13 protein-coding genes, 2 tRNA genes, 3 rRNA genes and 1 other RNA gene are annotated in these 21,671 nt (G+C 51.6%); 13 read left to right on the forward strand and 6 right to left on the reverse strand.

The window, feature by feature from the left end:
* Nucleotides 1-159 precede the first annotated feature (159 nt).
* From J1836_RS10515 to rrf, 5 genes are all read left to right on the forward strand, one after another.
* Nucleotides 160-1,648 (forward strand): 16S ribosomal RNA (locus tag J1836_RS10515).
* Between the two features lie 87 nt (nt 1,649-1,735).
* Nucleotides 1,736-1,812 (forward strand) — tRNA-Ile (locus J1836_RS10520).
* Between the two features lie 23 nt (nt 1,813-1,835).
* Nucleotides 1,836-1,911 (forward strand) — tRNA-Ala (locus tag J1836_RS10525).
* Nucleotides 1,912-2,224: 313 nt separating this feature from the next.
* Nucleotides 2,225-5,056 (forward strand): 23S ribosomal RNA (locus J1836_RS10530).
* 179 nt (nt 5,057-5,235) lie between these two features.
* A 5S ribosomal RNA gene (rrf, locus tag J1836_RS10535) occupies nt 5,236-5,351 on the forward strand.
* Together the 16S, 23S and 5S rRNA genes with 2 tRNA genes alongside form the textbook arrangement of a ribosomal RNA operon.
* Before the next feature lie 101 nt (nt 5,352-5,452).
* Here rrf and J1836_RS10540 read toward each other — a convergent pair.
* The 6 genes from J1836_RS10540 to J1836_RS10565 are packed head-to-tail and all read right to left on the reverse strand — an operon-like array spanning nt 5,453 to nt 13,130.
* Nucleotides 5,453-6,265 carry a response regulator gene (locus J1836_RS10540; protein ID WP_207251046.1) on the reverse strand — a complete coding sequence of 271 codons (813 nt, stop codon included), beginning with the start codon at nt 6,263-6,265 and terminating at the stop codon, nt 5,453-5,455.
* A 17-nt stretch (nt 6,266-6,282) separates the two neighbouring features.
* Nucleotides 6,283-9,114: a hybrid sensor histidine kinase/response regulator gene (locus J1836_RS10545; protein ID WP_207251047.1), complete on the reverse strand. Its 2,832-nt coding sequence runs from the start codon at nt 9,112-9,114 to the stop codon at nt 6,283-6,285.
* Between the two features lie 4 nt (nt 9,115-9,118).
* The gene (locus J1836_RS10550; RefSeq protein ID WP_207251048.1) at nt 9,119-10,945 is read right to left on the reverse strand and encodes a methyl-accepting chemotaxis protein; all 1,827 of its coding nucleotides are present in this window, start codon (nt 10,943-10,945) and stop codon (nt 9,119-9,121) included.
* A gap of 16 nt (nt 10,946-10,961) precedes the next feature.
* On the reverse strand, nt 10,962-12,233 hold the full coding sequence (locus J1836_RS10555) for an ABC transporter substrate-binding protein (RefSeq protein WP_207251049.1): 1,272 nt from the start codon (nt 12,231-12,233) through the stop codon (nt 10,962-10,964).
* A 33-nt stretch (nt 12,234-12,266) separates the two neighbouring features.
* On the reverse strand, nt 12,267-12,713 hold the full coding sequence (locus tag J1836_RS10560) for a chemotaxis protein CheW (protein ID WP_207251050.1): 447 nt from the start codon (nt 12,711-12,713) through the stop codon (nt 12,267-12,269).
* Nucleotides 12,714-12,770: 57 nt separating this feature from the next.
* On the reverse strand, nt 12,771-13,130 hold the full coding sequence (locus tag J1836_RS10565) for a response regulator (protein ID WP_207251051.1): 360 nt from the start codon (nt 13,128-13,130) through the stop codon (nt 12,771-12,773).
* A gap of 194 nt (nt 13,131-13,324) precedes the next feature.
* Between J1836_RS10565 and ffs the strand changes: the two genes are divergently transcribed.
* From ffs to J1836_RS10605, 8 genes are all read left to right on the forward strand, one after another.
* An RNA gene (ffs, locus tag J1836_RS10570) (signal recognition particle sRNA small type) lies at nt 13,325-13,421 on the forward strand.
* Between the two features lie 43 nt (nt 13,422-13,464).
* A complete protein-coding gene (gene dnaX, locus J1836_RS10575) occupies nt 13,465-15,072 on the forward strand; it encodes a DNA polymerase III subunit gamma/tau (RefSeq protein ID WP_207251052.1) in 1,608 nt (535 codons plus the stop codon).
* A 45-nt stretch (nt 15,073-15,117) separates the two neighbouring features.
* Nucleotides 15,118-15,447: a YbaB/EbfC family nucleoid-associated protein gene (locus J1836_RS10580; RefSeq protein ID WP_443735672.1), complete on the forward strand. Its 330-nt coding sequence runs from the start codon at nt 15,118-15,120 to the stop codon at nt 15,445-15,447.
* Between the two features lie 2 nt (nt 15,448-15,449).
* Nucleotides 15,450-16,046 (forward strand): recombination mediator RecR, encoded by a 597-nt coding sequence (gene recR, locus J1836_RS10585; protein ID WP_207251053.1) that lies wholly within the window; start codon nt 15,450-15,452, stop codon nt 16,044-16,046.
* A complete protein-coding gene (locus J1836_RS10590) occupies nt 16,046-16,390 on the forward strand; it encodes a histidine triad nucleotide-binding protein (protein ID WP_093070978.1) in 345 nt (114 codons plus the stop codon). The genes recR and J1836_RS10590 overlap by 1 nt, the downstream gene beginning before the upstream one ends.
* 49 nt (nt 16,391-16,439) lie before the next feature.
* On the forward strand, nt 16,440-18,227 hold the full coding sequence (locus J1836_RS10595) for a hypothetical protein (protein ID WP_207251054.1): 1,788 nt from the start codon (nt 16,440-16,442) through the stop codon (nt 18,225-18,227).
* Nucleotides 18,224-19,153, forward strand: a complete 930-nt coding sequence (locus tag J1836_RS10600; RefSeq protein WP_207251055.1) for an SMP-30/gluconolactonase/LRE family protein — start codon at nt 18,224-18,226, stop codon at nt 19,151-19,153. The genes J1836_RS10595 and J1836_RS10600 overlap by 4 nt, the downstream gene beginning before the upstream one ends.
* Before the next feature lie 103 nt (nt 19,154-19,256).
* The gene (locus J1836_RS10605; protein WP_207251056.1) at nt 19,257-21,629 is read left to right on the forward strand and encodes an SdrD B-like domain-containing protein; all 2,373 of its coding nucleotides are present in this window, start codon (nt 19,257-19,259) and stop codon (nt 21,627-21,629) included.
* Nucleotides 21,630-21,671 lie beyond the last annotated feature (42 nt).

Below are 21,671 nucleotides of genomic sequence, written 5' to 3' on the forward strand. Positions count from 1 at the left end.
GAGAGCAGTGCGTAGATTAACAAAAGAAGCCAGAAAACTTGTGTGGGGGCTTGTGATTGTGTTGAGAAGCACAAGAAGCAAGCAACCATTGAGTTCACGTTAATGTAATTAAAACGTAATTTCGATGGATTTGCTCTTCAATTTCAAAAGATAAAGATTGAACTGAAGAGTTTGATCCTGGCTCAGATTGAACGCTGGCGGTATGCTTAAGACATGCAAGTCGAACGGAATCTTCGGATTCAGTGGCGGACGGGTGAGTAACACGTGGGAATCTACTGAGTAGTGGGGGACAGCCCGGCGAAAGCCGGATTAATACCGCATACGCCCTACGGGGGAAAGGCGCAAGCCGCTATTTAATGAGCCCGCGTAAGATTAGCTAGTTGGTAAGGTAAAGGCTTACCAAGGCGACGATCTTTAGCTGGTCTGAGAGGATGGCCAGCCACATCGGGACTGAGACACGGCCCGGACTCCTACGGGAGGCAGCAGTCGGGAATATTGGACAATGGGCGGAAGCCTGATCCAGCAATACCGCGTGTGTGAAGAAGGCCTGCGGGTTGTAAAGCACTTTCAGTTGGGAAGATAATGACGTTACCAACAGAAGAAGCACCGGCTAACTCCGTGCCAGCAGCCGCGGTAATACGGAGGGTGCAAGCGTTAATCGGAATTACTGGGCGTAAAGCGTGCGTAGGCGGTTTATTAAGTCAGATGTGAAATCCCCGGGCTCAACCTGGGAACTGCATCTGATACTGGTAGACTAGAGTGTGGGAGAGGAGAGTGGAATTTCCGGTGTAGCGGTGAAATGCATAGAGATCGGAAGGAACATCAGTGGCGAAGGCGACTCTCTGGACCAACACTGACGCTGAGGCACGAAAGCGTGGGTAGCAAACAGGATTAGATACCCTGGTAGTCCACGCCGTAAACGATGTCAACTAGCCGTCAGGCTCGCTTTAGAGTTTGGTGGTGGAGCTAACGTATTAAGTTGACCGCCTGGGGAGTACGCTCGCAAGAGTAAAACTCAAAGGAATTGACGGGGGCCCGCACAAGCGGTGGAGCATGTGGTTTAATTCGATGCAACGCGAAGAACCTTACCTGGTCTTGACATGTAGTGAACTTAGCAGAAATGTTTTGGTGCCTTCGGGAACACTAACACAGGTGCTGCACGGCTGTCGTCAGCTCGTGTCGTGAGATGTTGGGTTAAGTCCCGCAACGAGCGCAACCCCTATCCCTAGTTGCCAGCACGTAATGGTGGGAACTCTAAGGAGACTGCCGGTGACAAACCGGAGGAAGGTGGGGATGACGTCAAGTCATCATGGCCCTTATGACCAGGGCTACACACGTGCTACAATGGGTGGTACAGAGGGAAGCGATACCGCGAGGTGGAGCAAATCCCAGAAAGCCATCCGTAGTCCGGATCGGAGTCTGCAACTCGACTCCGTGAAGTCGGAATCGCTAGTAATCGCGAATCAGCATGTCGCGGTGAATACGTTCCCGGGCCTTGTACACACCGCCCGTCACACCATGGGAGTTTGTTGCACCAGAAGCAGGTAGTCTAACCGCAAGGAGGGCGCTTGCCACGGTGTGGCCGATGACTGGGGTGAAGTCGTAACAAGGTAGCCGTAGGGGAACCTGCGGCTGGATCACCTCCTTTACGAGAAACGCCGATCAAGCGATCACAAGTTCCCACACAAGTAGTCTGGCAGACCACATTTATTGCAAGTGCTCTAGTACCGAACACGGGTCTATAGCTCAGTTGGTTAGAGCGCACCCCTGATAAGGGTGAGGCCGGTGGTTCGAGTCCACCTAGACCCACCACTCTTGCATTGCAAAGGTTCAAAGGGGCCATAGCTCAGCTGGGAGAGCGCCTGCCTTGCACGCAGGAGGTCGTCGGTTCGATCCCGTCTGGCTCCACCACTTTCTGGTCAACGTAGCAGTAACATTAGTCATAATGATACTAAGCACTTAACACCAAAAAGGCATTGCAATAAATGTATACAATCACGGTAACTTCAGAAGTCACCGCAAAGCAGCCCTGTGGGCTGCTTTGCACTGGCTTTTGTCGGTTCAACCTAAGTAGATAGGTCGTTCTTTAACAAAATGGAAAAATATCAAGGCGAAATGTATAACTGAGAAGATTATATATCTCAAGATTGATCGTTACGAGATTATAGACACTCTGTAGCCCGAGTTTACCGCACAAAAGGTAGTAGACTGTTTCGGGTTATAGGATCAAGTGACTAAGCGTACACGGTGGATGCCTTGGCAGTCAGAGGCGATGAAGGACGTTATAGCATGCGATAAGCTACGGTTAGCCTGCAAATTGGCATTGACCCGTAGATTTCCGAATGGGGAAACCCACCACTTTTGTGGTATTCCGAAAGGAAGGCGAACGCAGGGAACTGAAACATCTAAGTACCTGTAGGAAAAGAAATCAACCGAGATTCCCCCAGTAGCGGCGAGCGAACGGGGAGCAGCCGAATCTTTTAGTGTTAGTGGAATGGTATGGAAAGGCCAGCGATACCGGGTGATAGCCCCGTACACGAAAATGCTTTAAGGACATATTAAGTAGGGCGGGACACGTGAAATCCTGTCTGAAGATGGGGGGACCATCCTCCAAGGCTAAATACTACTGACTGACCGATAGTGAACCAGTACCGTGAGGGAAAGGCGAAAAGAACCCTGGTGAAGGGAGTGAAATAGAACCTGAAACCGTGTACGTACAAGCAGTGGGAGCCCTACGGGGTGACTGCGTACCTTTTGTATAATGGGTCAGCGACTTACTTTCAGTGGCAAGCTTAACCGATAGGGGAGGCGTAGCGAAAGCGAGTCTGAACAGGGCGTTCAGTCGCTGGGAGTAGACCCGAAACCGAGCGATCTATCCATGGCCAGGTTGAAGGTGTAGTAACATACACTGGAGGACCGAACCCACTACCGTTGAAAAGTTAGGGGATGAGCTGTGGATAGGAGTGAAAGGCTAATCAAGCTCGGAGATAGCTGGTTCTCCTCGAAAGCTATTTAGGTAGCGCCTCGTGTATCACTCCTAGGGGTAGAGCACTGTTATGGCTAGGGGGCCCTGACCGGCTTACCAACCCATTGCAAACTCCGAATACTAGGAAGTGCGAGCACGGGAGACAGACAGCGGGTGCTAACGTCCGTTGTCAAAAGGGAAACAACCCAGACCGCCAGCTAAGGTCCCCAAGTTGTGGCTCAGTGGGAAACGATGTGGGAAGGCACAGACAGCCAGGAGGTTGGCTTAGAAGCAGCCATCCTTTAAAGAAAGCGTAATAGCTCACTGGTCGAGTCGGCCTGCGCGGAAGATTCAACGGGGCTTAAGCCACACACCGAAGCTGCGGACTTGAAGCAATTCAAGTGGTAGAGGAGCGTTCTGTACGCCTGTGAAGGTGAACTGGAAAGTTTGCTGGAGGTATCAGAAGTGCGAATGCTGACATAAGTAACGACAAGACGGGTGAAAAACCCGTCCGCCGAAAGCCCAAGGTTTCCTGCGCAACGTTAATCGGCGCAGGGTTAGTCGGCCCCTAAGGCGAGGCAGAAATGCGTAGTCGATGGGAAACAGGTCAATATTCCTGTACCGGCACTAACTGCGATGGGAGGACGGAGAAGGCTAGGACAGCAACCTATTGGATGGTTGTTTAAGCGTTTAGGTGGGATTCTTAGGCAAATCCGGGAATCTATTAACACTGAGGCGTGATGACGAGGTACTACGGTACTGAAGTGTTTGATGCCCTGCTTCCAAGAAAAGTCCCTAAGCTTCAGGTTAGTGCTGACCGTACCCCAAACCGACACAGGTGGGCTGGATGAGAATTCCAAGGCGCTTGAGAGAACTCGGATGAAGGAACTAGGCAAAATGGTACCGTAACTTCGGGAGAAGGTACGCCCACGCAAGTGGGCCGCAGAGACCAGGCCGCTGCGACTGTTTATCAAAAACACAGCACTCTGCAAACTCGAAAGAGGACGTATAGGGTGTGACGCCTGCCCGGTGCCGGAAGGTTAATTGATGGGGTTAGCGCAAGCGAAGCTCTTGATCGAAGCCCCGGTAAACGGCGGCCGTAACTATAACGGTCCTAAGGTAGCGAAATTCCTTGTCGGGTAAGTTCCGACCTGCACGAATGGCGTAACGATGGCGGCACTGTCTCCATCCGAGACTCAGTGAAATTGAAATCGCTGTGAAGATGCAGTGTACCCGCGGCTAGACGGAAAGACCCCGTGAACCTTTACTATAGCTTTGTATTGAACTTTGAACCTACTTGTGTAGGATAGGTGGGAGACTATGAAACTGGAACGCTAGTTCTGGTGGAGTCGTCCTTGAAATACCACCCTGGTATGTTCGGAGTTCTAACCCAGGCATCACAATGCCGGGGACAATACATGGTGGGTAGTTTGACTGGGGCGGTCTCCTCCTAAAGAGTAACGGAGGAGCGCGAAGGTGTGCTAATCACGGTCGGAAATCGTGAGGTTTGTGTAAAGGCATAAGCACGCTTGACTGCGAGACAGACAAGTCGAGCAGGTACGAAAGTAGGTCTTAGTGATCCGGTGGCTCTGAATGGAAGGGCCATCGCTCAACGGATAAAAGGTACTCCGGGGATAACAGGCTGATTCCTCCCAAGAGTCCATATCGACGGGGGAGTTTGGCACCTCGATGTCGGCTCATCACATCCTGGGGCTGAAGCAGGTCCCAAGGGTATGGCTGTTCGCCATTTAAAGTGGTACGCGAGCTGGGTTCAGAACGTCGTGAGACAGTTCGGTCCCTATCTGCCGTGGGCGTTGGAGATTTGAGGGAAGCTGACCTTAGTACGAGAGGACCGGGTTGGACGAACCTCTGGTGTTCCTGTTGTCACGCCAGTGGCATTGCAGGGTAGCTATGTTCGGACGGGATAACCGCTGAAAGCATCTAAGCGGGAAGCCCCTCCCAAGATGAGATCTCCCTGACCCCTTGAGGGTCCTAAAGGGCCGTTGGAGACTACGACGTTGATAGGCTGGGTGTGGAAGTGCAGTAATGTATGTAGCTAACCAGTACTAATTGCCCGTGAGGCTTGATCCTATAACCCAAAACGGTCTACTAGAGATATACAATCGGTAGGAGTTGCTTCAGTAGCACACTACTAGACCTCAGAATTACGTATCACTTGATATTTTTCCAGATTAGGTCGAGAAGACTACGGCAGATGAGCGCACAAACGCCCTCACTGACCAACAAACCTTCCCAACCTTGCCAGTTTGCTTGGTGTCCATAGAGCTGTGGAACCACCTGATCCCATCCCGAACTCAGAAGTGAAACGCAGCATCGCCGATGGTAGTGTGGGGTCTCCCCATGTGAGAGTAGGTCAACGCCAAGCGCTATTCCAAAAGCCCCGTTAACGGTTTCCGTTGCGGGGCTTTTTTTATGCCGGTGATTTGACGAATACGGCAACTATCACCAGTTAAAAAAATGCCCGCATCAGCGGGCAAAGTTTGTTAACCATTTGGAAACACGTGTAAGCGTCTTCTGAAACTGTTCGGGTTGTACAGGTTTGGTGAGGTACGTTGATGCGCCAGCAATCACGCCTTGTACTTCATCCAGCGGAGAGGTTTTACCACTGAGCATAATAATGGGCGTTTTTTTCATGGCTTTGCTGGTTCGCATTTTACGGCACACTTCATAACCATCAATACCCGGCATGATTACGTCAAGAAAGATTAAGTCGTATAATTTCTGTGCCGCCTTTTCCAAAGCTTCTTCACCCGTTTCGGCGAACTCTGCTTTGATATTTGCGCTCCGTAATTCGAGTTCCAATTGCTTACGAATTGCAGCGCTGTCGTCAACGACTAGAGCGGTGTAGAGGTATTCATGTTCATCCGTATGCGTGATGGATGGCGACGTAATGTCATATTCTGGTGTTGTGACTACTACTGGTGGTAGTAGTGGTTCTATGATTGCTACTGTTGGTTGTTGTACTGGAATAGGGCGTGAGGTGAGTATATGAACGGCATCATCAATCGCTCGCATTACACGCGTGACCAATAACGGGCGTTGTAAGATAATATCGCACGGTAAATCAGCATCACCAATCCGTACCAGTACAGCGGTATGTCTGGGCAGTTCACTATCTTCCAGTGTAATAATAACGCTAGCGTGTTCTACCACGGGTTGTAGGCGGTAGTCTTTGCCTTGGGAAGCTGCAAAACTGACCACGCGTTGAATAACGGCTTGGTCTTTCTCAGGCAGCTCAAATAAACATATGCCAATTGTTTCTTGTTTTGTCGTAAGCATGTGGAGTTCTCTCGTTTTCAGGCAACAAGTTGTGTCTTGAGCCATTTGTCTAATTGCGTGTGCAAGGTGTCATGGTCAACAGGTTTGGTTAGATAAGAATCTACTCCGGCTTGTTGTGCCATTTGCCGATGTTTCTTGGTGCTGCGGGACGTAATCATGATAATAGGTAAGTGACGCTTCTCAGGCCAGATACGAATCGCTTGCGTCATCTCTAAACCGTTCATGCGCGGCATTTCCAAATCAGTCAGAATCAGTTCTACGGAATGTTCATGTAAGTGTTGTAAAGCATCCAAACCATCTACCGCAGTGATCGCTTGATAGCCCATTTGTTCAACCATTAGACTCAGCGATTTACGATTACTCAGCGAGTCATCGACAATCAGAATACGGATGCGCTGTAAGGTTTTGTCCGCTGTTAAGGTGCTGATGGTATTCAACGTCAATGAGCCGCTTTCCAGATTACGCAGCATCCGCAACAGATCGAGTACGGGAGCAACCGCCCCATTCGCCAGAATACAAGCGCCGCTGACACCTTGCGCAAGGTTGAGCCAAGGCGCAAGGCTTTTGACCACGATGTCACGGGTTTGCAAGATTTCGTCAACATGCAGGGCGTAAGCCTGCTGTTCGCTGGCCGTAATCAGCAGTGAATGACCTTTGCTAAGATCGGGCGGCGTAGTTTGCCAACCGAGTAGACGGGCGAGCGGCAAGACTTCCAGTGATTGACCTTGGTAAGGAATGCGCCAATGCCCATCCTCCATGTTGTGCTCTGCTGCTGAGACATGCAGCAATTGTTGGATGGTACTGCCCGGAATAGCGACCAGATTGCCGCCCGTTCTCACTAGTAATGCATTGGTAGCAATGAGTGTCAGTGGCACTTGGATGTGCATGGTCGTGCCGTGTCCGGGTGTGCTGCTGATACGCAGCAAACCTTGCAGGTCTTCCACGGCGGTTTGCACCACATCCATACCCACGCCACGCCCCGAAATATCGCTAACTTCATCACGGGTGGTGAAGCCTGGTTGTAAGATGAGTCGTAGCGTATCTTCTTCACTGAGCTTGGCATCAAATTTGATTAAGCCGCGTTCGATAGCACGAGTCCGCAGGCGTTCAGCATCTAAGCCTTGCCCATCATCACTTAAGGTTAAGTGAATTTGGTTGCCTTTTTGCTCGAAGTGCAACGTGATAGTGCCTTCTGCGGCTTTGCCAGCGGCTTGACGTTCTGCTGGGGATTCGATGCCGTGATCCACCGCATTGCGTAGCATGTGCAGCAGCGGTGGTGTTAAGCCTTGCAAAATATCTGTGTCGATCTGCAAATGTTGCCCGATGATACTGATGTTTGCTTGCTTATCTGTGCGTCGACAGGTTTCTCGTACCGTGCGTTCTAGTCGCGCCGTGAGGGATTGCACCGGAATCAGACGAGTACGCAAGATCGTTTCACTGAGCTGACGTTGCAAGCGTTGCTGCTGATAAACCTGCTCGGAAATCTGCCGGACTTGCTGTTGCAAGTTGCGTGTCAATTCACGGTTATCCGCGATAGATTCGGTCAGCAAGCTCGACGCACTTTGTAAATCGTTATAAGCCTCTAATTCCAATTGGTCGAAATTATCCTTTGCCGCAATCGTTGCTACGGTGGTATGTGCTGAACGTTGTGGCAAATGATTGGATTGCTGGTCGATGGTTTCGCTCAGTTCATCCAACATTTGCCGAATGTGTTCATCTTGCTGCTGCAACTGTTTGCCAAAGGCAATCGTGAGTTGCGCTTGTTCGGCAATTTGGCTGGTGGACGTGATCAGTTCGCCCGCAAGATTGAGCAAGCGTTGCACGGTTTCCAACGGCACGCTGAGGTGATTAGTGCCGCTACGCGTTTGTTCCGTCGCTGGCAAGTCTTCTGCATCGCTGTCGTCTGCGGCGTTGCCGGATTGGGTAATGAAGTCCGGCAAAATCATTGGCGCAAGCGGGGGCAATTCGGCAGCCGTTTCGGCGAGGCGTTGTTCCCACGTATCCATGTCTGCCAGCAGCGGCGCATATTCATCCGGCAAGCCCTTGCCTTCTTGCAAATGCTCAAACAGGGTTTCCAAACAGTCAGCAGAAGCTGCCAGCGTTTTGCCTAAGCCATTAGATAAGTGTGGGGCGATGTCGAGATCAAGAATATCCTCAAGCCGATGCGTGAAGGCGGCAATTGCTTGCACGCCAACGACACCGCTAGCACCCTTGACGGTATGCGCAAGGCGAGCAGCATGGCGGCGTTGTTCGATAGTGCTATCACCTTGAGAAATTAAATGAATCAGCCGTGCTGTTTCAGCAATTTGCCCCGGTGTTTCCTGTAAATATGCTTCAAGCAATTCGGGGTGAATATCCGCTGCCCACGCTAACGGATTGCGTTCTACTTGCGTTGGTGTTGTGTCATCGACTACTACGCTGGTTGGCTGGGAACTGACATGCAAATTGACCAGTAAGTTTTCCAGCAAGGCGGGGTCTGGCGGCTCCGGCCAAGCCTCGCTCATCAGTTCCGCCGCAATCGCAGGAAGATGCGAAGGCTCATCCGGTTCACGTAGCGCAAATGCCGTTAGCTCGATCCAGCCAAATAATTGTCCGCCTTGTAGCAGTTCGAGAATGGCTTCGGGGAGCGAGTCCTGAAAACTCGCTAACATCTCGTGTATCCACTCGGCAACATGCTGCACGGCTGCTTGCCCAGATTCGCTGGCAGCCGTGCTAAGACGCTGGTACTCAGCAATGACGCTGGAAGCCGTCGTGGCAATCGCTTCCGGCGTTTCGGCAAGCGGGTCGAGGCTAGACAGTTGTAAAGCAACATCTTCCAGTAGATCGGCAAAGGTGCTGGCATCATTCATAGGCTTACGCGTCCAATTTGAAGACGTTGACCGACTTCACCAGTTGCTGCCCGTATTCCGCCATGTTTTGGGTCAGACCTGTCAGGGAGAGCAATTCCTTACCCGTGGATTGCGTCGCTTCCAGAATGCGTTCCGCACGAACTTGCAGGGATTTACTGATGGCAACCTGTTCCGCTGAGGATGTCGCAATCTTTTCAACCGATGCCACCAATTCGTTGGTGGCTTCCAGTGTCGCTTGCATTTGCTGGGCAGCTTCTTCTGCAAGCGTTGAACCGTTGACTACTTGAGCGATGGTATTATCCATTGTGGCGATGGTGGTATTGGCTTCCTGCTGAATATTGCGCACCAAGGTAGAAATTTGGTTGGTGGAATCCCGTGAACTTTCCGCCAGTCGTTGAATTTCTTCCGCGATCATTGAGAAACCACGCCCTGCATCACCCGCCGCTGTCGCCTGCATACTCGCGTTGAGGGCGAGCACAGTGGTGCGTTCGGAGAGGTTATTGATGAAGTCGATAATCTGGCTGATTTCTTGGGAACGTTCTCCAAGGCGTTTCAGACGTTTGCCGGTTTCTTGTACGGTATCACGAATATTGCTCATATTTTCCATACTACGGGAGACGGTTTCCTGCGCATGACGGGTCGTGCTGGATGTCGTATCGGCAACCTGATTCGCTTGTTGAGCCGAAGCGGCAATACTATCCAGTCGTTGTAAGATGGTATCGAGCTGTAGCGCCGTTTCTTGTGCTTCTGACTGTTCTATTTGCGCGAGTTTGTTGACCTCAAGGGCGTAATGGTTAACGTCTTGCGAGGTACTTTCTACCGAGGTGGCAACATTACGCACTTGTTTCAGGACATCAGCGGTATCTTCTGCCAGTTGGTTGAGTGCGTCGGCGAGTGGGCCGGTGGCATCTTCGGTGACTTTGGCGCGGACTGTCAAGTTACGTTCGCTGAGGTCAAAGACCGCTTCCAGCAATGAACCCACCGACTGGTTGAGTTGTTGATGGTCTTTGTCGATACGAGCTTGCGTGGTGATCCGGTCTTCGATCATTTGGTCAAAGTTTTGACCGAGTTCTGCCAATTCGTTTTTGCCTTCGAGTTCAACACGGGCTTGCAAGTCACCCTCGGAAATCTTTTTCATCGTGACCATGAGGCGATCAATCGAATCTGCGATGGATTTGTAGATGAAGAAGCCTAATGCCGCCGCAATCACAGTACCCAGCAAAATCAGGGCGATACTGGTCATGAGGAATGAACCAACATTTTTCTGCGCACCCGTAAACGCACTTTGCGCTTGTTCAATGTCACGTTCTACTTCTTTGTGAATATTGTCCCGCAGTGACTTCGTGTCGGCACTGATGTCATTTTGTAGGTAAAGCTCCAGTTGGCTGCGATCTTCGGTTTTAAGGAGTTCGTTGGCTTTATCAATAATGCTGGTTAAGTTGTCTATTTCTGCCAAGGTGGCTAGCGTTTGCTCGTCCTGCGTGGTCGCTTTGGCGTCCTTATAAGCAGGCAACATACTGCTGCTGATGTCGGCTGTCAGTTGTCCTAGGGTTTTGCGCCCATCCTCCCAAGTGCGGCTACCAATTTGGACTTCGTGCAATAAGGTAATGTAGTCACGCTGCATTCGCCGAATAATTTTATTACCTTGGTCAATCGCCGTTACGCGGTTATTCATGTCTTCTAGTGCCAGACGGTTTTGGTTTAACGCGATAATCGCGAAAATACCGGTGATGAACAGGATAGCCAATGGAATCAGGATGAGTGCATAAATGCGTCGTGCAACCGAAAGGTTGCTCAGAAAATTCGTACGTTTGCTTGCCGCGTTAACCATGTTTTATTTCCCTCGCTTAATCCGCTTGTGGTGTTTTTTGTTGTGGAGCAAGCCATGCATTCCACACGGAATCTTGCAGCGCTTGCCATTTATCGGGTGAATATTGGGTCATAACCACGAAGTCAGAGCCTTGATTGTCGTTAGTAAAATCCATGTTTAGCCCGCCAAGATCAAACTGTTGACCTTTAAACGTGGTCAGTAAATTCGCACGAGTGATAGGTTTATTATCAGTTTCGAGTTTACGTAAGCCGTGTAGCAGTAGCTTACCGACAATATAGCCTTCCTGCGAGACATAACCGTAGTTTTTACCCAAGGCATTGCGTGCTTCTTGCACAATCGGTAGCTCGCTATCCGGCAGGGGAACGACTTGGGTCATAATAATACGGTCTTTAATATTAAATTTATTCAGCGTTTTACGGAAGTCATCCGCACCCGTGAATGATACGGCGCTAAAAATCCACGGTTCAGCCTTGCTGTTGGCATACGCAATGAAACGGGCAATCGCTTCATAAGTACCGACGCTGACAATCAGCTTGCAGCGCGTATTATGGCTGGTTTCCCAAGTTTTCAGTGAGTCGTAGCCTTCCCGCGCAATAAAAGTGTTACGGGTATACGTACCGACTGGGGCGATACCGTTCCGAGGAATGTCATCACCCGGTAGGGTTAAAACTTTCTCGATAGCCGCGACGGTCTCCTTGGCACTTTCTTGACCTTGCAAGGCTTCCTTAATGCCTTGGACGCCTGCCATGCCATAGGCATCATTTTGCACATAGGCACAGACTTCCGTGGGTTTGATCCCGTTTTGTAAAGCGGCGTCAATAACCCGTTTTGTTTCCTGCACGTAGCTGGCGCGGAAGTTAATGATGTCACCTTTGCCGGGGCGCAATAGCCCTGCACCCGTGAAAAACCCTACGGCCGGTATTTGTTGTGCTTCAAGGAGAGGTAACACCACTTTGGCAGTGGGTGTACCGACATTGCCAGCAAACAGCAAGACTTTTTGTTCGATCAGTTGCTGGGTGGCGGCGACCGCTTTATCGGGCGTGTAAGAATCATTGGCTGGCAAAAAACGGACGTTACGCCCGGCGACGGTTTGGTTTTGTAATGCTGCTTCAATGCCCGCTTTCATCCCAAGCCCTAGACCACTGGAGCGTCCTTCCAGATCTAACACGCCGCCGATGATGATTTCGGTGTCGGTTACGCCATCTTCAGCCTGTACAGTGGGTAGTAGGCTGGATAACAAGCTGAGTATGCCAGCAATGGTTACGTAAAGTTTGTTTTTGCTTTTCATTTGAATTGGTCCTCCTTGGTATGATAAGCGGTGTTAACTTCCTTGTGTGCGTTGTAAATGCCGTAATAAGCGCCCGTGATCAGCGGCTAATAAGCGGCTTCCTTCATGGGTGAGGGTGTGTGGAATCCACCCTGGCAAGTTCTCCCCCGCTTGTGCTTCCAGCGCATCCTGAGAAAGCTTTAACTGGCGTGGATAGCCATCGCAGGTCAGCGCAATCGGGGGGAAACGTGGGTGTTGTATTAGCAGCAATTGTGGCGTTTTGTTGAAGGATTGCCCTTGCAAAACGTGGTGCATGTCAATAATGGGGTATAGTTCGCCCCGTAAGCTGATCAAGCCCGCACACCACGTCGGCGCAAACGGTACAGGGTACATCGTTTGCCCACTCAACACTTCGGCACGGATGTCTGTTTCCAATAGCACCGCATGTGCGCCTATGTAATAGCAAAATCGGTTCGCGACCGCTGCGGATGACGTTTGCATTTCGTTATTCCTTGATGGTTTTTTATTGCTGGAATCATTGCAAAAGCGGGTGAACGGTCACAACTTGGCGATTTGTTGCAACACATCGTTGTCGGTATACGGTTTCACAATGTAGTCATTCGCGCCGAGTTTTTGTGCCCATTGTCGGTCAACGGGATTGGACTTGCTGGATACCATGATCACCGGAATATGCTGGGTCGCGGGGTTACGCTTAATCGCCCGGCAGGCTTGGTAGCCATCACCATCATCCATAATAATGTCGAGCAGAATGAGATCCGGTTGTTGCGATTCCGCCAGCGCTTTGGCTTCATTGCCGGATTGCGCAGCGATGACCTGAAAACCGGCGGTTTCAAGGATGCGGGTCAAGTGCAGGCGTTCAGTATTGGAATCATCTGCAATCAATATCTTGCGGATCATAAGCGCTTTTCCTTAAGTATACTCAACGGGGGGCAGTTAGGTGGAATAACTGCCAATGCTGTTTTATAGTCAATCAACTTACATTAAGCAATCTAATTTCTATGAACGCACGGGGTTTGCTGATGATTTCGCAAATGCCTTGTCGTGGTGGGTCAATTCCGTCATAATTCGTCGTTCTTCGCAATGGTGGCCTGCATTGGTTCTCCCGCGACGATAAGTAGTGAACCTTGTCAGGCCCGGAAGGGAGCAGCAACAGCTACTGATTCGGGCGCCGGGATGTGGCTGGTGTAGGCTGCCACCATTCTAAAAATTCTAGTAGCCCACTGTTTATCCCATGAGTTATCAAGTTCTTGCACGAAAATGGCGGCCTCAAGACTTTCAGCAAATGGTCGGTCAGGCGCACGTATTGCGAGCCTTGATGAATGCACTCGAAGGGGATGACGGCAAACAACGCCTGCATCATGCTTATTTGTTTACCGGCACGCGTGGCGTGGGTAAAACAACGTTAGCGCGTATTTTTGCCAAATGCCTCAACTGTGAAACCGGCGTGACCGCCAAACCCTGTGGTGAATGCCGCAGTTGCCGTGAAATCGTTGAAGGTCGCCACGTTGATTTGATCGAAGTCGATGCTGCATCACGCACCAAAGTCGAAGATACCCGCGATTTGTTGGACAACGTGCAATACGCGCCGACCCGTGGACGCTTCAAGATTTACCTGATCGACGAAGTTCACATGCTCTCCGGTCATAGCTTCAACGCTTTGTTAAAAACGCTGGAAGAACCGCCACCGCACGTCAAATTCCTGTTTGCGACGACTGATCCGCAAAAACTGCCCGTCACAATTCTGTCGCGTTGCCTGCAATTCAATTTGAAGCGAATGCCAGTGGATATGATCAGCGGGCATCTGGCGAATGTGCTGGAACAGGAAAACATTCCGTTTAGCGAAAGTGCCTTGCGTCTGTTAGCGCGTGCCGCCGATGGCAGTATGCGTGATGCGTTGAGTTTGACTGATCAAGCCATCGTGGCGGGCGGTGGAGCGGTCAGCGAAGACGATGTGCAGGACATGCTCGGTTTATTGCCGCACGAATATTTGATCGGTTTGCTGCAAGCGGTCGCCGATGATGATGGTGCAAAAATGCTTGCTATCGTTGCACAAATGGCGCAATTAACGACCGATTTTACCGCTGCTGCCGACAGTTTCCTGTCGCTGTTGCATAGCATTGCGGTGCAGCAAGTGGTGACGGCGGATGAAGCGGATGCCGACGTGGCAGAGATGGCGAAATTGCTGTCACCTGCGGATGTGCAACTGTATTACCAAATGGCACTGCACGGGCGGCGTGATTTACCGTTAGCGCCCGATCCGCGAGGCGGGTTTGAGATGTTGTTATTGCGAATGCTGGCGTTCCGGCTCGATGATGGTCAATCTCACCAACACTCAGCGCCAGTTGAGAAAAAAAAAATTGTAGTTGAAGAGAAAGAAGCGGCAAAGAAAGAAGAAAATCTTCAAGTTAACGCGAATATTGTGGCTACCCTTCCACCACCACAACCTCTTCTTGCTAACGATTGGCACACGATTTACCCGCAACTCAATCTCTCCGGCATGGCGTTACCGCTAGCGCAACATTGCTTGCTGGGCAGCGTCACCGCCGATCAGATTACGCTGTTGCTGGACGAAAGCGGGTCGAGTTTGCAAAGCCCCAGCGCCGAAACGCAACTGGAGGCAGCCTTAGCTAAACATTATGGGCGAGCAATCAAGCTTCACTTTCAACTCACCCTTATTACCGAAGAAACGCCTGAAAAACGTATCTTGCGCGAAGCTGCTGAACGGCAAGTCGCCGCTGAAGTGTCGATTATCAATGACCCGTTTGTGCAGCAATTGCAAGCGACATTTGGGGCGGTGATTGTACCGGGTAGCATCCGCCCGCGCACAAATGTCAGTTAGTGTAGTAAACTGCCACCTATTGAACACAATGAGGACATACATACCATGATGGGTAAAGCTGGACTGGGCGGCCTGATGAAGCAGGCGCAAAAAATGCAGGAAAACATGCAGAAAGCGCAAGCTGAAATTGCTGCGATGGAAGTCACAGGGCAATCCGGTGGCGGCTTGGTTTCTGTGGTGATTACCGGCAAGCACGAATGCAAGCGCGTCAACATTGACCCTAGCCTGTTTGCAGACGATAAAGACATGATCGAAGATTTGATCACTGCCGCTTTCAACGATGCTGTTCACAAACTCGAAGAAGTATCGAGCGAGCGCATGGCGGGTGTGACTGCTGGGATGCCAATGCCTCCCGGCTTCAAGATGCCGTTTTAAGCATGAGCGAATCCTCGCTGCTGAAAGAATTGGTGGATGCGTTGCGCTGCCTGCCCGGTATCGGTTCACGCACCGCGCAGCGCATGGCATTCCATTTGCTGGAAAATGACCGGCGCAGCGGTGAACGCCTTGCCGATGTGATGGCGCGGGCGATGCGTGACATCAAGCACTGTTCGCGTTGCCGCACCCTTACCGAACACGACACCTGCCGCATTTGCGCGAATCCGGCACGGCAACCGCAGTTGCTGTGCGTGGTGGAACACCCCTCCGACGTGGTGGCGGTGGAACAGGCGACGGGCTATCGTGGCTACTATTTCGTGTTGGGTGGGCGCTTGTCGCCGTTGGATGGCATTGGTCCCGACGACATTGGGCTGGATGTGCTGGAAGCGCGGCTGGATGAGGGCGAAGTGCAGGAACTAATTCTTGCCACTAATCCTACGGTGGAAGGTGAAGTAACCGCGCATTACATCAGCGAACTGGCGGCAAAACGCGGCATTCCCGCGTCACGGATCGCGCATGGTGTACCGATGGGTAGCGAACTCGAATACGTCGATAGCGGCACGCTGTCCCACGCTTTTGAAGGACGGAGAAAATACTGATGAGCAACTGTTTATTCTGCCGGATTGTCGCGGGTGAAATTCCGGCAAAGCTGGCGTATGAAGATGAGGATGTCATCGCGTTTTACGACATCAACCCACAAGCACCGCTGCATGTGCTGATTATTCCGCGCAAACACATTGCGATGATCAATGATATTCAGCCTGAAGATGCCGCATTGGTCGGCAAGTTATATTTGGCGGCGAAGAAAATCGCGGCGGATGCGGGTTATGCGGATGAAGGCTACCGCGTGGTGATGAATTGTGGGGCGGACGCGGGGCAAAGCGTGTTTCACATTCATTTGCATTTGTTGGCGGGGCGGGCGTTGAGCTGGCCGCCGGGCTAGACGTTGGAGAAGATGTCGGGCTGAAGCCCGACCTATAGAAGGGCTAATCATGCAAATCCATTCAGGCATTATTTTGTGCCTTTTTTCTCTGTGGCTTGGGGGCTGCGGGGAAGATAAACCGTCATCCGTCACTTTACCCACTGTTGATAAATTCGCCGATACCAGCACCTTAGCGCAAGCCGTGCCGCGTGAACAACTGCAATCCAACATTCCGCCACTCGCTGATTATTGGCAGCGTGTACAGGCAGCATTGCAAGCTGATCCTCCCGTGTTGTTGCTGAATGATAAAGAATTGCCGGAAGCCAACGCACAACTGGCGCAAAAGCTGGCGGTCGCCAACCCCGAATTTCTCAAATTTACCCGTGATGAAAAAACTAACGCGCCGTTGCGCAATGAAATTATGACGGTGCGCAAAGCCCTGCCTGCGGATTTCAACGGCAATGCAGGACCGTGTGCGCAGGCGGAATGCTGGCGGGTGGAGATGTACGACCATTTCCACAATGCCTCCACGATTGCGTTTGTGGATGTTAGCAAGCAGCAAGTGTTGGGGGTGAGTCGTCAAAATTATGCCCAGCCGGATTTGTCGCCGCGTTTGGTGGAATTAGCCTCGGCGATTGCGGGGGCAGCACCCGAAGTGCAGGCGATTTTGCAGGATAGAAACCGCCAGCCGGATAAGAAGGATTTCAAGACCGCCTTGCAGGATTCGATGTGTGAACGTTCGCACCATTTGTGTGTTGCGCCGACCTATGTGTTTGAAAACGATGCGCTGTGGGCAATTGTGGATTTGACCGATGGCAAGCTGGTGGGGACGCGCTGGACAGATTTGGGTAGCAGTGGCCCCAAAACCGTGGTGACGGAACGCAGTTTGGAAAACGAAACCACCTTCCGCAATTTTTGTGAAAAAGTGAATAGCTTGTCGCAGTCGGGTTGGGATATGGATTATGTGATCACCGGCTCAGATGGTTTGCAGCTTTCCAACGTGAAATTCAACGGTAAGCAGGTGCTGAAAAATGCCAAGGTGTTGGATTGGCATGTGAGTTATTCGACGCGGGAAGGCTTTGGCTATAGCGATGCGATTGGTTGCCCACTGTTCAGTGCGGCGGTGGTGATTGCTTATAACGGCCCTAAAGTTGAGCCGATTGTGAAAGATGGACAGGAAGTGGGGTTTGCGGTAGTGCAGGATTTCCGTCAGCCGCCGTGGCCTACACCGTGCAATTACCGTTACGTGCAACGCTTTGAATTTTATAAAGATGGGCGTTTCCGCGTGGCGCAAGCTGACTTCGGGCGCGGTTGTGGAACGGATGGGACGTACCGTCCGGTGGTACGGATTGATTTGGATGCTGGCGGCGCGAGCAGTGCGGATACGATTGCGGAATGGAATGGCGCCGATTGGAGCGCGTGGGATAAGGAGCAGTGGCGTTTGCAAGACGATGCCAAGTTCACCAACGAAGGCTATCAGTATCGGGTGACGGGGCAGGATGGTGCGGGGTTCTACGTCGAACCGGGGCGCGGGCAGTTTGGCGATGGCGGGCGTGGCGATAAGGCGTTTACCTATTTCAGCGCGTATAAGCCGGAAGAGGGTGAGCGGGACACTGTGACGCTGGGGACGTGTTGTAACAAAGATTATCAGCAGGGACCGGAACATTTCATCGAACCTGCTGAACCGTTACAGGGTAAAGATACCGTGCTGTGGTACGTGCCGCAAATGAAGAACGACGGTAATCCGGGCAGTGAATATTGCTGGGCGGATACGCGGGTGAAAGACGGGGTGGCAAATGTTGAGGTGTGGCCTTGCTGGTCGGGGCCGATGTTTGTGCCAGTGAAGGGGGCTTCGTGATGCGTAACGTAGTGGCAATAGCGGCAGTGGGATGCCTGCTGAGTGCGTGCGGCGAGCCGGATATGGGGAATTTCAAGCCGGGCGTGGCGAATGCTTGTCAGGCAATGCCTGCGTTTATCGGCAAGACGGGCTTGGGGACGCAAGTGGCGATTGATACCCGCCAACGAGGTTACACGGGGTTACGCTTGCTGAATGGGCAAACGGGGCAAGCGTGGCAACACCCGACGTGGGATGATGCAGGGCATGTGGGGGCGTTTGCGCGTGATCATGAGGGCAATATTTACGTTACGCCTGCACCGGAAGTGAGCCTTGCCGAAAATCCACCTGCCTTGCAAAATCGTATTTACCGGATTGATGGCGCAACGGGCGAAATGGCGTTGTGGTTGGAATTGCCTGCGTTTGCGCCGCCTTCTGCCGCGAATCCGTTTGGGACGATGGGGCTGTTTTTTGATTGTGATACGCACAGTTTGTACGTGTCATCGGTGGCAGGTTCTGAACCTAGGCAAGCCAATGGGCGGATTTATCGCATCGACATTGCCACGAAAAAGGTGAAGAGCCAACTGGATAGTGTGGATGCGCTGGGTGTTGGCGTGTTCAATGGTGTGCAACACAAGCGCTTGTATTTCGGGGCGGCACGTTCCTCCGATGTCTATTCGGTGGCGTTAGATGCGCAGGGGGATTTTGCTCAGGATGTGCGTCACGAATTTGCGCTGGTAACCTTGCCGGATGGAAATAGCACGAGTGTGCGCAAAATCGAGTTTACGCAGAACAGGCAGGGGCAGTACGTGATGCAGGCGAAGGAGCTGGAGTTCGGTTTCCGCTTGCCTGCGGAGAATAATCCTTACAAGCGGGTGTTTCGGTTTAGTTATCAGGTGGGGGATGATACGTGGCAGTTCGTGGGGGCGGCGCTGGAGGATGGCGGCTAGGACGATTACGAATAGTCCTTTTATCCGCTTTTTATTGCTACTTATCTGATTATTTTCTTAGAATAAATACTATTTATAAAAATCACAACAGTGGGCTTCAATAATGAAAAAAATTTCCCGTTCCTTCAGTCTTGCCACTGCTGTGGCTTCCATTGCTATGGTGTCTGCATCTCAGCCATTGTATGCCATTGAGCCAGTAGCCGCGTGTGCCAAGCCACTTGACCCGATGTTAGTCACTCAATACTTGGAAGCCAATAACACCACGCCCGTACTCAGCTCAGTGGTGGATGATGCTTCCATTTTGGGCGGCGAACGCGACATGAAGCTGGAGAAATTGCAAAGTAGCGCAGTCTATAACGGCACGTTTTATGTCGGCGATGATGGTGCAGGCAATGGTTCTATCGACTTTACCAACGGGTCGGGTGCTTTCAGTAAAGCCACGATTGTATGGGATGGCAATGATAATAATGCTGATACCTTAAACCCGAATGGGTTAGGTGGGGTGGATCTCAGTAGTGGCGATGCGTTTGGGATGCTGGTTAATTCCGTTGATGTGGAGCGTTTCAAAGTGACATTGCGCATCTACTCTGGCGCTGCCAATGTTTCCGAGTCAGTTTTTGCTTACGACAACACCCAGACGGGGACTTCCACCAATATTCCGGTGACATTCTCACTGGCGACCGTGGCAGGCAGTGGTGCAGACCTGACCAAAGTTGGGGCTGTTGAATTGATCATTGAGCCGATGGATTTGACGCAAACCGCCAGTGGCATTGATCTGAATATGGGTAAATTCACTGCACCTTGTCCCGTTGTGCCGGAAGTAACGGCTGATTTGGGTGATGCCCCAGACATGTACAAAACCACACTAGCGGCGGGGGGCGCACGCCACACCATCGTGGCGGGTTTGAATCTGGGTGCGGTGGTGGATGCGGAAACCGATGGGCAACCCAACGCTGCTGCTGATGGCGATGGCGTCGACGAAGACGGCATTCAGTTTCTGACGAAGCTAGTGCCGGATGAAAATGCCATCATTGGTGTGGGGACTACCCAACCTAAAACCAGCACTGCAAAACTGGATGCGTGGATCGACTTCAATGGCGACGGCGATTTTGAGGATAGCGGCGAACAAGTAGCGGTTAGCCAAGCGATTAAAGCATCGTCCTTAATCGACCAAGGCTCACTACCGCTGGATGTCACTGTACCCGCCGATGCCAAAGCAGGTGCAACTTACGCCCGTTTCCGCCTAAGTACCGCTGGTGGTTTGTCACCGGGTGGAGATGCGGCGGATGGTGAAGTGCAAGACTATAAAGTGGAGATCGTGCAAGGGGCAACCTTGGGCGATTATGTCTGGCAAGATACCAATAAAGATGGCGTGCAAAGCAGTGGTGAACCTGCGGTGGCGGGTGTGTTGGTTAACCTGATTCGCGTCAGTGATGGTGCGGTGGTGAAATCAGCGTTTACTGATGCCAAGGGTGCTTATCTGTTTACCCATTTGTTGCCGGATACGTACCAAGTCGAATTTGTTGCACCGACAGGTTATAGCTTTACCACGGCGTTGCAAGGCGGCGATGACACCGCCGACAGCAATGCGGATGCGACGACAGGGCGTACTGCTAACATTATCTTGGCAGAAGGCGATAATCAGCGCCAGTGGGATGCGGGTTTGGTGATGGCGGATAACACGATCGTCCATTGTGATGCTGTGCCCTTCAAGCCGACTGAGTTGAATGAAACCTTGTCCTTGCCCAAATTTGATGGGTCATTGGGGACGTTGACCGGGGTTAGCGTGTCTTCCTATAACGCGACGCGTCAGTTGATTGCTTCGGAAAACTCTGCTGCACAAACCCAGAAAGTCAAAATCGTCAGCAGTGTTGATGGGTATCTGACCTTACCGAATACCACCACGGTGGATACGGTCACCCGTTACGATACGGGTTACAAAAACTTGACCGTTGCTGATGGCATTCTGGACTATTACGGCACATCTGCGTTCACGCTGCCTGATTGGCTCTATGCCTCGAACAGTAAGACGGTAGCGTATACCACCCCCGCTGATTTCCTTGCTGCGACTCCGGGAGAGGTGATTAACTTGCCTTACGAAACCATGTCGGGTTTATCCACCACAGGCGGTGGCGGCAATGTGCAAGTGGTACAGCGTACTACGGGGTCAGTAGCCGCTTGTGTGGCGTATACCTACGAGAAAAAAGCAGTAGCAGTGGATCTGGCTTTAACCAAAGTAGCGGATAAAACCACCGCCAAGCACGGTGAAACGGTGGTTTACACCCTCATGGTCACTAACGAAAGTACCACCACCGATGCCACTGGCGTGAAACTGATGGATACGCTACCCGCAGGTGTCACCTATAGCAGCGATGATGGTTTGGGTAGTTACAACAAGACTACTGGTGAATGGATTGTGGGTAGCCTTGCCAAAGGTGACAGCAAGGTGCTGAAGATCACGGTAACGCTGAACTAAGTGCTTGCCGTTCATCCGTCTGCTGATTGTTTGCTAGGCGGA

The organism is Thiothrix fructosivorans, assembly GCF_017349355.1.
In the GTDB taxonomy this organism is placed as follows: domain Bacteria; phylum Pseudomonadota; class Gammaproteobacteria; order Thiotrichales; family Thiotrichaceae; genus Thiothrix; species Thiothrix fructosivorans.

Coding starts and splice junctions, on each gene's coding strand:
- J1836_RS10540 (WP_207251046.1), bottom strand. CDS start 6,265: ATGCTTACGACAAAACAAGAAACAATTGGCATATGTTTATTTGAGCTG.
- J1836_RS10545 (WP_207251047.1), bottom strand. CDS start 9,114: ATGAATGATGCCAGCACCTTTGCCGATCTACTGGAAGATGTTGCTTTA.
- J1836_RS10550 (WP_207251048.1), bottom strand. CDS start 10,945: ATGGTTAACGCGGCAAGCAAACGTACGAATTTTCTGAGCAACCTTTCG.
- J1836_RS10555 (WP_207251049.1), bottom strand. CDS start 12,233: ATGAAAAGCAAAAACAAACTTTACGTAACCATTGCTGGCATACTCAGC.
- J1836_RS10560 (WP_207251050.1), bottom strand. CDS start 12,713: ATGCAAACGTCATCCGCAGCGGTCGCGAACCGATTTTGCTATTACATA.
- J1836_RS10565 (WP_207251051.1), bottom strand. CDS start 13,130: ATGATCCGCAAGATATTGATTGCAGATGATTCCAATACTGAACGCCTG.
- dnaX (WP_207251052.1), top strand. CDS start 13,465: ATGAGTTATCAAGTTCTTGCACGAAAATGGCGGCCTCAAGACTTTCAG.
- J1836_RS10580 (WP_443735672.1), top strand. CDS start 15,118: ATGATGGGTAAAGCTGGACTGGGCGGCCTGATGAAGCAGGCGCAAAAA.
- recR (WP_207251053.1), top strand. CDS start 15,450: ATGAGCGAATCCTCGCTGCTGAAAGAATTGGTGGATGCGTTGCGCTGC.
- J1836_RS10590 (WP_093070978.1), top strand. CDS start 16,046: ATGAGCAACTGTTTATTCTGCCGGATTGTCGCGGGTGAAATTCCGGCA.
- J1836_RS10595 (WP_207251054.1), top strand. CDS start 16,440: ATGCAAATCCATTCAGGCATTATTTTGTGCCTTTTTTCTCTGTGGCTT.
- J1836_RS10605 (WP_207251056.1), top strand. CDS start 19,257: ATGAAAAAAATTTCCCGTTCCTTCAGTCTTGCCACTGCTGTGGCTTCC.